Here is a 13,467-nt window from a genome sequence, read left to right as displayed (position 1 = left end):
GTGTGCATGACCAGACCAGACTCCGTGGGTAACGGCAACGACGGCGATCCGGACGCCGATCCCGACATGATGCGCTCGGGCGCCGACCAGCCCAATCAGGCCGAGGGCGGCGACGACGACAACGAGTGACGCCGCTCGGCCGTCAGTCGAGCGTCACCACCTCGTAGGCGCCGTCGGCGTACCGCGCCCGAATGGTCTTCTTGTCGTACTTGCCGACGCTGGTTCGCGGCACGCCGTCGACATAGGTCCACCGCTCGGGTAGCCACCACCGGACCACCTTGTCCGCGAGGTACTCGCGCAACTCCTCGGGCGTGGCGGTGGCGCCCTCCTCCAGCACGACTGCTGCCAGTGGGCGTTCCTGCCACCGGTCGTCGGGCACGGCCACGACGGCCGCCTCGAGTACTGCCGGGTGGGCGATGAGGTGGTTCTCCAGTTCCACCGACGAGATCCACTCGCCACCGGACTTGATCACGTCCTTGGCGCGGTCGGTCAGGGTGACGAAGCCGGACGGGTCGATGCGGCCGACGTCACCGGTGCGCAGCCAGCCGTGGTCGAACTTCGACTCGTCGTGGCCGCGGTAGTAACTCGCGGTGATCCATGGGCCGCGCACCTCGATCTCGCCGACGGCCTTGCCGTCACTGGGGATTGGGTCGCCGTCCTCGTCGACGATGCGCGCCTCGACTCCGCACACGATCTTGCCCTGGGTGCCGCGCAGCGCCCAGTGCTCGTCTCCCGAGGTCGACGCCGGCGGCCTGGCGAGGGTGGCCAGCGGCGACGTCTCCGTCATCCCCCAGCCCTGAATGATCTTGACGCCGTGCTCGCGTTCGAAGGTCTGCATCATCGACAGCGGGACCGCCGAACCGCCGCAGGTGACCAGACGAAGCGACGAGATGTCCCGGCCCGGGTTCTTGGCCAGGCAGTGGATGACGTCGTTCCAGATGGTCGGCACCGCACACGACACCGTGGGACGCTGCGAGGAGATCAGGTCGATCAGCGAGGCGGCGTCCATGAAGCGGTCCGGCAGCACCAGGTCCGCCCCCGCCATCAGCGCGGCGTACGGCAGCCCCCAGGCGTTGGCGTGGAACATCGGCACGATGGGCAGCGCACGATCGTCGTAGCCGAGTCCCATCCCGTTGGCACTGCACACCATCGTCGAGTGCAGGTAGCTCGAACGGTGGCTGTAGACAACGCCTTTCGGGTTGCCGGTGGTACCGCTGGTGTAGCACATCGCGGCGGCGTCGGTCTCGACGATGTCGGGCCAGTCGAACTCCGGTGATTGCCCCGCCAGCAGGTCGTCGTACCGCAGCACGGCGAGGCCGGAGGCGGTCCAGGGCTCGAGGTCCCCCTCCCCGACCGCGATCACGGTGTGCACGGTCTCCAGCATCGGCAGTACGGGAGCGAGCTGGGCGGTCAGTGACAGGTCGGCGACGATCACCGAGTCTTGCGCTTCGTTGGCGATGAACGCGATCTGGTCGGCCGACAGCCGAATGTTCAGCGTGTGCAGGACCGCTCCCATGGCGGGCGCGGCCAGGTACACCGCGAGGTGTTCGGCGTTGTTCCACATGAACGTCGCCACGCGCTGGTCGCCGGTGACGCCGAGGCCGCGCAGTGCGTTGGCGAGCCTGCCCACCCGATCGCCGAGTTCGCGGTAGGTGCTGGTGCGGTATCGCCCATCGCCGAGCGCGGTGGTGACCGTGCGATGACCGTTCCGCTCGACGGCGTAGCGCAGGATCGTGGTGACGGTGAGTGGGAAGTCCTGCATCGTGCTGCGCATGTCGATCGCCCCTGTCGGTTCGCACGCCGGTGGGCCCGATGGTAGCGCTGGTTCCCGTGGTGATGGTGATGTTCGAGACAGCCGTAATTGGAACGAAATCGCAGCTCGCGGCGATGAACTAGGTGAATCAATCAACGCTTGAGTGCAGAAGGGGGCGCAGCGTGCGTCCATCGATCATCCTCGCCACACTCGCCTCGGCAGTCGCCGCGGTGCTACTGGGTCCAGCCGCCGTCGCGAACGCGGAGGAGACTGCTCAGCAGACCATCTCCCGGCTGCAGGACTCCGGCTACACCGTCAACGTCGACCGGGTCGGCAGCGGCCGCATCGACGACTGCGTCGTCACCGGCGTCCGCAACCCGCAGACCGTCACCGAGTACATCCGCGTGCACGACGGCCGCAACGAAGACGGCAGCATCGACTGGGAACTGGTCCCGGTCATCAAGAGCAAGTCCATCTCGGTCTCGCTGAACTGCTCCTAGCGCCGCCTGAGGGAATGGTCAGCGTTCCCAACGCGATGAAACAGGTGGATGATGTGGAGTACCCAACGGAAGGCACGGTCATGAGGACGAAGAGAACGCTCGCAGCGGCCATGGGCATCGCCGCTGCCGCCGTGATCCCGGCGGGCGTCGCCGTGGCCGAGGAGGAGTCGGCCAGCGAGGTCATCGCGCGGCTGCAATCCGAGGGCTACACCGTCAACATCGACAAGGTCGGCAGCGGTCCGATCGACTCGTGCACCGTGACGAGTGTGCGCAACCCGCAGTCGGTCTCACAGCTGGTGCCCTACATCGGGCCCGGGTTCAACGGCGACAATCGCATCCTCGTTCCGCAGATCACCAGTCAGACGGTCTCGGTCTCCCTGGTCTGCTAGTCCGAACCGACACGAAGATGGGCCCGGCCATTGCGGCCGGGCCCTTCGTCGTCCTTCGGTTAGGCCGGCGCGGGCACCCTGTCCTTCGGGGTCTCCTCGTCGCGGGTGCCGTGGTCGTCGTCGACCATCGTCAACTCGTTGAACGGATCGTCGCCGCGCAGCACCTCGTCGACCCGCTCCTTGTCGATGGTGTTGGTCCAGGTCCCGATCAGAACGGTGGCCACCGCGTTGCCCGAGAAGTTGGTCACGGCGCGAGCCTCGGACATGAACCGGTCGATGCCCACGATGAGTCCGACGCCGTCGAGAAGGTCGGGGCGGTGGGCCTGCAGGCCGCCCGCCAGCGTGGCAAGACCGGCACCGGTGACACCGGCCGCGCCCTTGGACGCGACGATCATGAACACCAGCAAGCCGATCTGCTCGCTCACGGTGAGCGGGTCGCCCATCGCTCCGGCGATGAACAGCGAGGCCATGGTCAGGTAGATGGCCGTGCCGTCGAGGTTGAACGAGTACCCGGTGGGCACGACGACGCCGACGGTGGTGCGTTCGACGCCCAGGTGCTCCATCTTGGCGATCAGCCGGGGCAGTGCCGACTCGGAGGAGGACGTCGACACGATGAGCAGGTACTCCCGTGCCAGGTAGCGGACCAGCTTGAAGATCGACACACCGGCGGCCACCCGCAGGAGGATGCCGAGCACGCCGAACACGAAGACGGCGCAGGTGATGTAGAACCCGAGCATCAGGCCGAGCAGCTGCGTGACGGCAGACCAGCCGGTCTGGCCGACGACGTTGGCGATGGCGCCGAAGGCGCCGATCGGGGCCAGCCACAGGATCATCACGAGGATCTTGAACACCAGCTTCTGCAGCGAGGCGATGGCCCGCAGTGCAGGCTCCCCCGCGGCGCCCATCCCCTGCAGCGCGAAACCGACGAGCAGTGCGACGAAGAGTGCCTGCAGGACGCTGCCGGCCGTCAGTGCCGAGAACAGCGTCTCGGGAATGATGCCCTGGACGAAGTCGAGCAGGCCACCTGCTTCGTGTGCCGTCTCGGCGAGTTCGGCGCCCTTGCCCGAGGCGCTCTCCGTCAGCTGGAGACCGCTTCCCGGGTGCATGATGTTGCCGACGACGAGGCCGATGGCCAGGGCGAAGGTCGACATCAGCAGGAAGTACAGGAAGGCGAGACCACCGACCTTGCCGACGGTGGCTGCCTTGCGGACCGAGCCGATGCCGAGCACGATCGTGCAGAAGATGATCGGCGCGATCATCATCTTGATCAGTGCCACGAACATCGTGCCGAGTACTCCGACGCTCTTGCCGACGTCGGGTGCCACCAGTCCGACGATCACACCCGCGACGACGGCGACGATGACGGCGATGTAGAGCCAGTGCGTACGGTCACGCTTCTTGGGTGGTTCCGGCGGCGCCGTCGCATCTAGCGGGGTGGCCATGGGTTCTCCTTCGGCTGGAGCGGGTGGGGTGTTCTGAGATGATGGTGTTACTCGGCGTGACCCAGGTCACGCTTTAGTTCATTTAGTTCTGAGCAAGATGCCGCGGTGACGTTTGATCGTGATGAGGCGGAGGTGTTGGTGGGCAGGTCGTGGCGCGGGCTGGTGAGCCGCTCGTGGCCCCGGTCGCTGGCCGGTCAGGCGATCGCCCTGCAGGTGATCGTGATCGCGGTGATCGTGATGATCGGCAGCGCGCTCGCGCTCGTGGACGCCCGCCAGGATGGCGACGAGGCAGCGCGACAGCAGGTGGTGAGCATCGCGACCGCCCTGGCCGATGCGCCGTCCACTGCGTCGGCGATCCAGTCGGGACGCGCCACCGAGATACTGCAACCGGTCACCGAGGCGGTGCGGACGAACACCGACATCGCGTTCATCACGATCATGTCGCCCGATGCCATCCGCTTCACCCACACCGATCCGCGCCAGATCGGCGGCAAGTACCTCGGCACGATCGCCCCCGCGCTGCGGGGCGAGACATTCACCGAGGTGTACACCGGCACGCTGGGACCGTCGATCCGCGCGGTGGTACCGGTGCTCGACCCGGACGGCGACGTGGTGGGTCTCGTGTCGGCGGGCATCACGCAGCAGACGTTGGCGCAGCGCTGGCGTGAGCAGATTCCCGCGATCGTCGTCGTCGGCCTTGGCGCGCTTGCGGTCTCGCTTCTGGGCGTGTGGGCCATTCGCCGCCGCCTGCTGCGGCAGACCCACGGCCTCGCACCCGACGAGCTGAGGGTGATGTACGAGCACCACGACGCGATCCTTCACTCGGTGTCCGAGGGCCTGGTGGTCCTCGACGGCGACAGGGTCGCGATCGTGAACGACGAGGCGCGGCGACTGCTGGGGCTACCGCCCGGCACCATCTCGCCATCGGACCTGCCCGCATTCCTCCACGACCACGATCCGGGCGTCCGCGACGAGGTGCACGTGACCGACGACCGCGTCCTGGTCGTGAACCGGTCCACGGTGCGCGGCTCCGACGCCGACCGGTCCGACGACCGTCCCACCTCGAAGCGGTCGGAGGTGGTCACGATCCGCGACCGAACCGAATTGCAGGGCGCCCTGGGCGAATTGAGTTCACTGCAGGTGCTCACCGACTCCCTGCGGGCCCAAGCCCACGAGGCCGCCAACAAATTGCACGCCGTGATCACGATGGTGGAGATGGGCAGACCCGAGGATGCCGTCACGTTTGCGACCGAGGAACTCGCCCTCTCGCAACGCCTGGTCGACCGACTCTCCGCCGACGTGGGTGAGCCTGCGCTGGTGGCCCTGCTGCTGGGCAAGACCGCCCAGGCCGACGAGCGCGGCATCGCGCTGACCGTCACCGAGGACACCCACTTGCCGACGACGTCGGCCGCCACGGCGCACCTGCCGCTCTCGGCGCAGGAGATCGTCACCGTACTCGGCAATCTCGTCGACAACGCCATGGACGCATGTGATCGCGACGATCCGTGGGTGGAGGTCACCGTCACTTCGGACGACGACGAACTGGTGATCCGGGTCGCCGACAGCGGCGCGGGCATGGACGCCGACGCCTTCGAGCGGGCAATGCAGCGCGGCTACTCCACGAAGTCCGACGTCAACCACCACGGCCTGGGTCTGGCGCTGGTGGCGCAGGTGGTGAAACGTCACGGCGGCACCCTGACCGCGGACGTCACCTACGGTTCAGTGGTGACCGTGACGGTGCCAGTGGTCACGTCATGACGTCGCGCACCGAAGGAGTCCGGGTGATTTCGGTTCTGATCGTCGAGGACGACCACCTGATCGCGGAGGCGCACAGAACGTATCTAGAACGGGTGGAGGGCTTTTCGGCGACCGCGGTGGTACACACCGCGCGTGACGCGATGCAGGCGGCGGCGGAGGCGTCGGCCGGCGACACCCCCATCGACCTGGTACTGCTCGACCTCGGACTGCCCGACGCGAGCGGTATCAGCCTTGCCTCCGCCCTCGCGGGGTTGCGCCCGGCGCCCGACATCATCGCGATCACGTCCGAGCGCGACCTCGAGATGGTGCGCGCGGCCGTGGCGCACGGCGCGCTGGCGTACCTGCTGAAACCGTTCACGTTCGCCGCGTTCCGCGACCGTCTGGAGCGCTACCGTCGCTACCGCGTGGCACTGCCGGCCGGAGTGGATGCCGCAAGCCAGGCAGAGGTCGACCGCGCTCTCGCCGAATTGCGCACCGGCAATGAGAAGTCCGCCACACCCAAGGGTGCCGCGCCGCAGACCAACGACGAGATCGCGCGCACGGTGCGCGATCACGCCCACGGCCTCACCGCGGACGAGGTGGCCGGGCGCGTGGGTGTGTCGCGGGTGACCGCGTGGCGCTACCTGGAGCGACTGGCCGACGAGGGCACCGTGATCCGGCACACCGACTACGGCAAGGGCAGGCCGAAGACCCGCTACCAGTGGCGCTGACTCACGCGCCCCTGCCGTTTCAGGCGGGAGCCAGCTCGCGAACCTGCGGCCGCGCGGCCGGGTTGGCGACCATGGACGGCGCGTACAGCATCGGGGACGGTGCGGGGACGGCGAACGCGGTCACGCCGCCGGCGTAGTCCGCGACGTACACGCGGTCGGTGCTCACCGCGAGGCACGACGGCCTGGCGTCCACCGTGATGGTGTCGATGACGTCGAGGTTGGCGGTGCTCAGCACGACCACGCGGTCGTAGTCGACGACGTAGGCGCGCGTGCCGTCGACCGACAGCGCGAGTTGTGTTGGCGCCGTGGCGATCTCGGCGCTCACCATGATGCGGCCCGCGACGAGGTCGACGACGTGCACGACGCCGCGGTCCTCGATGTCGGAGGTGAGGACGTAAGCGGTGTTGTCCAGCCCGATCGCCAGCCCGCGGATGGGTGCGCCAATCTCGAGCGTCCGTCGGGCCCTGGCGTTCTCCAGGTCGACGATCACCAGGCGGCTACCGCGGGAATCCGACGTGGCGACGTACAGGCGGCGTCCGGAGGGGTCGACCTGCATGGCGTCGATCACGACGTCGTCGCCCTTGGCCAGGTAGATGGTGCCCACGCGCTGCGCGACGACGTCGATCACCGCGACGTCCACGCCACCGTCGGCGGCGCGACCAGCGAAGATGCGCTTGCCGTCGGGGCTCGTGGTCATCGCGGTGACGCTGTAGGACAGCGGGTAGGAGGCGCTGACCGCGCCGGTGCGGGTGTCGATCACGGCGACGGCGTCGTAGGCCACCGACGCCACGCCGACGTAGGCCTTGTCGCCTGCGACGGCGAGTGCGAACGGTTCGCGGGCGCTGATTCCGCCCTTGACGGTGAGGTCGTTGGCGTCGAGTACCGCGAGCGAGTGATCGCCGTAGTTCGTGACGGCGACGGTCCGGCCGTCGACGGCAATGTCTGCGATCGGACCGTGTCCGATGGACGCGGTGCCCTGCCGGGTCGCTGTCGCAGTCGGGGTCGCACTGTCGACGGTCGCGCTGTTCGAGCGCACGAAGCCGTTAGCCACTGTTTGGCACCTCCGCCGGCATGGCATGCGCCGGCCTAGATTTCGATTGGTCAGCGTCATTGGAAAGACGCGGTCGACATCGAGTGTAGCGACGAGGAGTGACGCTCCATTCGTCGTCGACCAAGGGTCGCGTACCCGCTCGCCGAAGCTCTCAGTACATGCTTAGGAAACTCTTCGTTATCCGAATGTTATGTTGCGTCGGCAACTCGTTTCACAGCCTGCAGCAGCATATTTCACGTTCTGGCAACGCCTTCGGCGAGCCTCGAACGCGGCCTCGCGAAAACGTTTCTTAGTATTCGCCGGAGAAATTGAGAAGTAAATCACAGCGCGACACGACAGCTAATCGAATGCCGCGTGCTGCGCGGCTTACGCGAGTGACTGACGGTGTGCGTGAGCTTCGGTACCGCACGCGTCCGAATTAGCTCGACATCGCCGGTTCACGCCGCGTTCATTGCCCCCGGCTCGACTACCGGGTGGGCAGCGCGCCGGTGGTGGCGACCACCTCGGCGATGTCGACCAGCTTCCTGTTGAGCCGTTGCGAGGCGTTGGTGAGCAACGCGAAGGCGTCGTCGGCGGTGATGCGCTGGGTGGCCATGAGAATGCCCTTGGCCTGACCGATGAGGTCGCGATTGGTCACCACGCGGTGCAGCTGGTCGACGCGTTGGGCATCGGCGAGGGCGAGCGCGGCGTGGGTGGCGTACAGGTTCGCGAGCCGGGCCGCAGTCTGGTCGAAGGCGTGGGGCTCCGACGAGTAGAGGCTCAGCGACCCGAGCTTGCGTTCGTCGACCCACAGGGGCACGCACAGCATGGACAGGACGCCCAGTTCGACTGCCGTGTCAGTGAATTCTTGCCAACGCGAGTCGGTTCGGGTGTCGGCTAGGTCGACGGTGCGCTGTTCGCGCGAGGCGTCGATGCAGGGTCCGCGCTCGGTGCGCTGCTGCAACTCGTCGAGCACCGGGGGCGCCGCGCCGAATACCACCTGCGGCACGAACTTCTTCTTGACGAGCAGATTGAGGCCCGCGGCGTTGGCGCCATCGATCAGGTCGACGGCCGCGACCAGGATGGCCGCCAGCGTCGCCTCCAGGTTGCCCTCTTCCACGCGCAGCGCGCGGCTCAACTGGTCGAGGCTGTTCCAGGCCACCTCGTCGAGGCCGGCGAGCCCGCGAGCCACCCCTTCGACCGAGCCGTCCGCCAGTTGACGATCGAGTGGGGCGGTCACTCCTGGGGGCAGCTCCTCACCGGGTCGCGGGGTGGGCGCTGGAAAGGTGTACACCCCGCCATTCAAACAGGACTCTGCGACGGACACCCGCTGGTCGGTCATGACGGTTTGCACCAACGCCACTGTGCAGTGAGCCAGCCGTGCGCGTCGGGCAACCTGTCCCCCACGGCCGCGACGACCCCTGGCCACCACAGGGAGTCGTAGTCGTCGCCAGACAGCCAACCGCCGGGGGCCACCTTGGGTGCCCACGCGTCGATGTCGGCGACCACGCTGTCGTAGTCGTGCCGCGCATCGAGGTGCACCCAGGTCAGCGACCCGTCGGCGAACAGGTTAGCCGCGGCCGGGGAGGTGCTGACCAGCAGGTGGACGTCGTCGGCGGCACCGCACGCAATGAGATTGCGGTGCAGCAGCCCGGCGAACGTTCCGCCGCCGTACTCGACGGCGGCACCGTGGGCGTCGGTGTTCGACTGACCCTCGGCGCCGCTGCCCCGGCACGTGTCGATGCCGATCACCGTGAAGTCGCGTCCCGAGTCGCGCACCACCTCGGCCAGCGAACACAGACTCCTGCCCAGATAGCAGCCCACCTCGACGAACGTGCTCCCCTCCGGGAACGTCGCAGCGGCATCCTCCTGGCCCTCCCGCCACTGGAACCACCCCGGGATGTCCGACCAGTGGTCGACGTCGGCGGCGAATTTGTGGGGCGCTGGGGAGTTCACGTCGGATGTGGGCCTTTCGCGAGGGCCGAGGCGGCGTCGGCAGGGGTGGTCAGGGAGATCTGGTCGTCGGCGCGGGTGATGAGACCGCGGCGTTCGAACTCGTCGAGCCAACCAGGCATGGGCCAGCGGCGCCAGCGGCGGTGGAAGGTCGCGGCGTTGGCCACGATGTCGCCGAGGTGTTCGACGGGAGGGTTCGACACCGGATGGTGCTGGTGATAGGCGTGCGCACCCCCCACCCAGTACAGCGCGACGTCACGGCGTGCGGCTTGGGTGGCGAAGTCGGTGTCCTCGGCGCCGTACCCCACGTACTCCTCGCAGAACCCGCCGATGCGACGCCACACCGCAGGCGTCGTGGCGAAGGAAAGCGACCAGAACAGGTCGTAGTTGGTCTCCTCGAGCACCGCGCCGGCGGGCGGGTTGGGCCGGGCCGGGTGAGGGTTCGTCGCGTCGGGCAGGCCTGCCAGGGGGTAGCCGTGCTCCGACGGCGGAAGGTACGTGACGGGGCCGGCCAGCAGGGCCGGACGCCGGACGCAGGCGTGCGCCGCGAAGTACCGGTCGATCATGGTCGCCCCCGGTATACAGTCGACGTCGAGGAACATCACCAGGTCCGCGCCGAGCGCGATGGCCCGCTCGGCACCCAGATTGCGGGCCCGCGCGAGCGGCAGGCCCCGCGAGGTCCGATCGCACGGGATGACCTCGACGTCTTCGTCGAGGAGGTCCGTCGGGTCGTCGTCGATCGCGACGACGCACCGGACGTCGGGCGTGCGGAGGCTCGCCCGCAACCCGTCCTGCTGCCGACGCAAGTGGTCGTGGCGCCCGTGGACCACGGTGACGACCGCGACGCGGGGCGCGCTCACGCGGAGATGACCCGAGCCGCGCGCGCCGGGGCGCCGACGGCGCGCAGTCGGCGCCATCCGCGGCGATCGATGGATCGGGCCCGCGCCACCAGTTCGGGCCACTGGTCACGGGTCGGCCAGCCGGGTGCGGAGACGGCGACGCCCGCGTGGTCCAGGGCAGCCGCGGTGCTGCACTGCTCGTCGAACGGCCGTTCCTCGGGGACGACGATCGCGGGTACCTCGGCGAGCGCCACGTCGGCGACCGCGTTCTGGCCGGCGTGGCAGACGACGAGGTCCGCGCCGGCGATCATCGGCCACGGGTCGTCGACCCAGCCTGCCGTGCCACCGATCGCCCGCCAGGTCAGCTCCGGTGCGGCCGCCTGCAGGTCGGTCACGCCGTCGGCGGGCACGGCCGAGCCGCCTGCGCCCGCCAGCAGCAGCCCGCACGGTCCTGCGCCGGGCGCCGCTGCGGGCCGCTCCCGTCCGTCGAACCGGCTGATCGAGCCGACGTAGTGGACGCGCGAGGCGTAGCGCGCTGACCAGGACGGCCGGTACACGTCGTCCGACCATGGGGCGACGATCGAGTCGGCGACGTCGTAGGCCAGCCGGTGCGCGGCGTCGTCACGTTCTCCCGGCATGGCCATCACCGTGACCGGTATCCCGGCCAGCCGCGCCAGCAGGGTCACCTCGACCGAGACGTCCACGACGATCCGCCGGGGCTGCTCGGCCGCCAGTGTCTGGGTGATCAGAGCAGCACGGCGCGCCAGCCCGTCGACGTGCTCGGGAACCCAGTGCAGCCGGCCGTTGGCGGTGGGATCCAGCGGCGGGTCGCCCGCCGATCCGACGTCCATGGGCAGCTGGACCCAGCGGTCGCCGGGGCGTAGGCCGGACGGCGGCGCGAGAGACGACAGGAAGACGACGCCGTCGGTCAGGTGGCGGGTGATCGCCAGCGCCCGGTTGAGGTGTCCCCGTCCGTGGTGATGCACGTAGTAGGCGATCACGCCGGGACCTGGCGCCGCTCGCGGTACAGCATGTCGTCGTAGTGCTGCAGGTAGCGCTGCACCATCACCGCGTGGTTGCAGTCCGCCTCCGCCTTGGCCCGCACGGCGGCGCGTGGCAGTTCGGCGGCCTCGAGCGCCGCGCCCGCCAGCGCATCGACGTCGTCCGGTGCGGCAAGGCGACCGCTGCCGGCGTCGAGGATCTCGGGAATGCCTCCCCGCGCGAACGCCGCCACCGGGGTGCCCGACGCCATCGCCTCGGCCGTCACTAGACCGAACGGCTCCTCCCAGGTCGGGGTGACGAGCGCGACGGCTGCCCCGCCCACCAAATCGTTGAGTTCGTCCTGACGGAGGTGGCCGCAGTAGGAGACGGTGTCGTCGAGTTCGGGCGCGATGTACTGGTCGAAGTACTTGCGGTCGCCCACCGGCCCGGCGATGCGCAGCGGGAGCCCTGCTCGTCGGGCCGCCTCGATCGCCAGGATCGTGCCCTTCTCGGGTACCAGCCGTCCCGACCACACCGCGTAGTCGCCGCCCGGTCCGGGTTCCCAGGCGTCGAGGTCGATGCCGTTGGGGATGACCGACACCGGCCCGTTGATGGGATCCCACTGTCGTGCGGTGAAGGCGCTGACGGCGACGAAGTCGCTGGCGACCCCCTGCGGCAGGGCCACGGCCTGCTCGAGCCACGGCAACGGCGGCGTGTGCAGGGTGGTCAGCATGGGTGTGCTCAACGACCTGGCCATGGCCAGCGGCAGGTAGTGCAGGCTGTGGTTGTGCACGATGTCGAAGGCGTCGCGCAGCCTGTCGCCGAGGTCGAGCATCACCGACAGGTAGGCGTGGGTCTCGTGCACGATCCACTCGGGAGTCAATGGCTCGCGCCGTGACTCCTCGCTCATCTCGAAGGTGTGCACGGGCAGCACCTCGCACGGCAGGTCGGTCCCCGACCCGGGTGCGGCGAAGAGCGTGACGTGGTGGCCCTCTGCGGTGAGTGCGCGGGCGAACTCGTAGACGAACGACTCCATGCCGCCGGCGAACGGTTGGCGCACCGCGTATCGGGACGATGCCAGGAGCGCGATGCGGAGTGGCCGCCTCACGCGGCGTTCCGGTCGGCCAGGACCTGACGGTAGAGCCGTGTGTGGGCGGTTCGCACCCGGTGCCGCTCGTCGGCCCTCCTGCGCCGCCGCGCCTCGTCCGCCGATGCCTGACCTCCGCGTGCCCGGCTCACGGCCGCCTCGACCGCGTCGGTCAGGCTCGTCGCATCGAATTCGGTTCTGCCGTAGTGGAATAGGGCGCTGGAATGCTGCTCGTGGAAGTACCCGCAGTCGGGCACCACCGTGTGCACACCGGCGTCGTGAGCTGCCTCGACCCAGCCGGAGTGGGTGCCGAAGCGGTAGGGCAGCACCAGGACGTCGACGTCGGCGAGGTAGTCCGACAGTTGGCGGTCGTCGAAGCACGGGTGCACGCGGACGTCCACTCCCGCGGCACGGTAGGCCTCGAGCCGCCGGTCGGTGACCTCGGCTGCGCGCGGCGACGCCAACGCGCCGACGTCGAGATCGAGCCGCAGCCGGTAGCCGTCCCGACCAGCCTCGACGAGTGCGTCGAGCAGCGGCCACGGATCGATGTTGGCGCGCAACCCCTTTGCGTGCACGGCCACGACCGGCACGGAGCGTTGCACGCGCGCGCCGCCGACCTCGTCGAGCGGAAGTAGGTGCGGATGCGGGAGCACGACCGAACGGCGGCCCCAGCGGCTCTCGATTTCGGCTGCGGCGCCGTCGGTCAGAGTGATCACGGCATCGGCCGCGCCGAGCAGCACGCCGAGCCGCGCGGCGTGCAGTCCGGCGTCCTCGAAGTGCGGGTTGTGTAGGTCGTGCACGGTCACCACCAGTGGAACGCCGCGACGCGCGAGCTGCTTCGCGACGTCCTCCAGGTCGACCGGGTCTGCCGAGTCGAAGCCGAAGTGCACGTGCATGACGTCGATGTCGGGCACGTGGGCGCTCACGAACTCGGGGTCGAGCCACCGCGGTGGCCACCACTGGCCCGGCGCCGTGGCGCCGGGCGGCGTCGGATCTGGCAGCAGCACAACGCTTTCAGGGTCGAC

The 13,467-nt window shown here is 68.9% G+C and carries 14 protein-coding genes; 5 read left to right on the top strand and 9 right to left on the bottom strand.

The genetic code is table 11. The features are described from left to right. Positions 1 to 6 precede the first annotated feature (6 nt). Positions 7 to 129: a hypothetical protein gene (locus G6N61_RS31165; RefSeq protein ID WP_264076883.1), complete on the top strand. Its 123-nt coding sequence runs from the start codon at positions 7 to 9 to the stop codon at positions 127 to 129. Between the two features lie 13 nt (positions 130 to 142). Here the strand turns inward: G6N61_RS31165 and G6N61_RS26315 are convergent, their stop codons facing one another. Next, positions 143 to 1,774, bottom strand: a complete 1,632-nt coding sequence (locus G6N61_RS26315; RefSeq protein WP_163923279.1) for a fatty acid--CoA ligase — start codon at positions 1,772 to 1,774, stop codon at positions 143 to 145. A gap of 161 nt (positions 1,775 to 1,935) precedes the next feature. Here G6N61_RS26315 and G6N61_RS26310 point away from each other — a divergent pair, with 161 nt between their 5' ends. Together G6N61_RS26310 and G6N61_RS26305 are read left to right on the top strand one after the other, a co-directional pair. Next, positions 1,936 to 2,253 carry a hypothetical protein gene (locus G6N61_RS26310; protein WP_163923276.1) on the top strand — a complete coding sequence of 106 codons (318 nt, stop codon included), beginning with the start codon at positions 1,936 to 1,938 and terminating at the stop codon, positions 2,251 to 2,253. Between the two features lie 80 nt (positions 2,254 to 2,333). Further along, a complete protein-coding gene (locus G6N61_RS26305) occupies positions 2,334 to 2,642 on the top strand; it encodes a hypothetical protein (RefSeq protein ID WP_163923274.1) in 309 nt (102 codons plus the stop codon). A gap of 59 nt (positions 2,643 to 2,701) precedes the next feature. On the opposite strand, the gene G6N61_RS26300 is transcribed toward G6N61_RS26305, so the two are convergent. Next, on the bottom strand, positions 2,702 to 4,084 hold the full coding sequence (locus G6N61_RS26300; protein WP_163923271.1) for a cation:dicarboxylate symporter family transporter: 1,383 nt from the start codon (positions 4,082 to 4,084) through the stop codon (positions 2,702 to 2,704). Positions 4,085 to 4,246: 162 nt separating this feature from the next. Here G6N61_RS26300 and G6N61_RS26295 point away from each other — a divergent pair, with 162 nt between their 5' ends. Further along, positions 4,247 to 5,842 (top strand): sensor histidine kinase, encoded by a 1,596-nt coding sequence (locus tag G6N61_RS26295; protein ID WP_163925122.1) that lies wholly within the window; start codon positions 4,247 to 4,249, stop codon positions 5,840 to 5,842. A gap of 23 nt (positions 5,843 to 5,865) precedes the next feature. Further along, the gene (locus G6N61_RS26290) at positions 5,866 to 6,552 is read left to right on the top strand and encodes a response regulator (protein ID WP_179973526.1); all 687 of its coding nucleotides are present in this window, start codon (positions 5,866 to 5,868) and stop codon (positions 6,550 to 6,552) included. A 19-nt stretch (positions 6,553 to 6,571) separates the two neighbouring features. Here the strand turns inward: G6N61_RS26290 and G6N61_RS26285 are convergent, their stop codons facing one another. From G6N61_RS26285 to G6N61_RS26255, 7 genes are all read right to left on the bottom strand, one after another. After that, positions 6,572 to 7,603 (bottom strand): MmpL3/TtfA transport complex stabilizer, encoded by a 1,032-nt coding sequence (locus tag G6N61_RS26285; RefSeq protein ID WP_163923264.1) that lies wholly within the window; start codon positions 7,601 to 7,603, stop codon positions 6,572 to 6,574. A 466-nt stretch (positions 7,604 to 8,069) separates the two neighbouring features. After that, positions 8,070 to 8,822, bottom strand: coding sequence for a GAF and ANTAR domain-containing protein (locus G6N61_RS26280; RefSeq protein ID WP_163923261.1), 753 nt, complete (start codon positions 8,820 to 8,822; stop codon positions 8,070 to 8,072). 98 nt (positions 8,823 to 8,920) lie between these two features. Further along, positions 8,921 to 9,538 (bottom strand): class I SAM-dependent methyltransferase, encoded by a 618-nt coding sequence (locus G6N61_RS26275; protein WP_163923258.1) that lies wholly within the window; start codon positions 9,536 to 9,538, stop codon positions 8,921 to 8,923. Next, a complete protein-coding gene (locus G6N61_RS26270; RefSeq protein ID WP_235887314.1) occupies positions 9,535 to 10,395 on the bottom strand; it encodes a glycosyltransferase family 2 protein in 861 nt (286 codons plus the stop codon). The genes G6N61_RS26275 and G6N61_RS26270 overlap by 4 nt, the downstream gene beginning before the upstream one ends. Beyond that, a complete protein-coding gene (locus G6N61_RS26265) occupies positions 10,392 to 11,375 on the bottom strand; it encodes a glycosyltransferase (RefSeq protein ID WP_163923251.1) in 984 nt (327 codons plus the stop codon). The genes G6N61_RS26270 and G6N61_RS26265 overlap by 4 nt, the downstream gene beginning before the upstream one ends. Beyond that, positions 11,372 to 12,463, bottom strand: coding sequence for a glycosyltransferase (locus G6N61_RS26260; protein ID WP_163923248.1), 1,092 nt, complete (start codon positions 12,461 to 12,463; stop codon positions 11,372 to 11,374). Before G6N61_RS26260 ends, G6N61_RS26265 begins: the two co-directional genes overlap by 4 nt. Next, entirely contained in the window at positions 12,460 to 13,449 is a 990-nt protein-coding gene (locus G6N61_RS26255; RefSeq protein ID WP_163923245.1) for a glycosyltransferase family protein, read from the bottom strand. The genes G6N61_RS26260 and G6N61_RS26255 overlap by 4 nt, the downstream gene beginning before the upstream one ends. Between the last annotated feature and the right edge of the window lie 18 nt (positions 13,450 to 13,467).

Source organism: Mycolicibacterium arabiense, assembly GCF_010731815.2.
GTDB classification, from domain to species: domain Bacteria; phylum Actinomycetota; class Actinomycetes; order Mycobacteriales; family Mycobacteriaceae; genus Mycobacterium; species Mycobacterium arabiense.
Note: the sequence above shows the minus strand (reverse complement) of the source record. Positions and strands in the feature narration are given on the sequence as shown.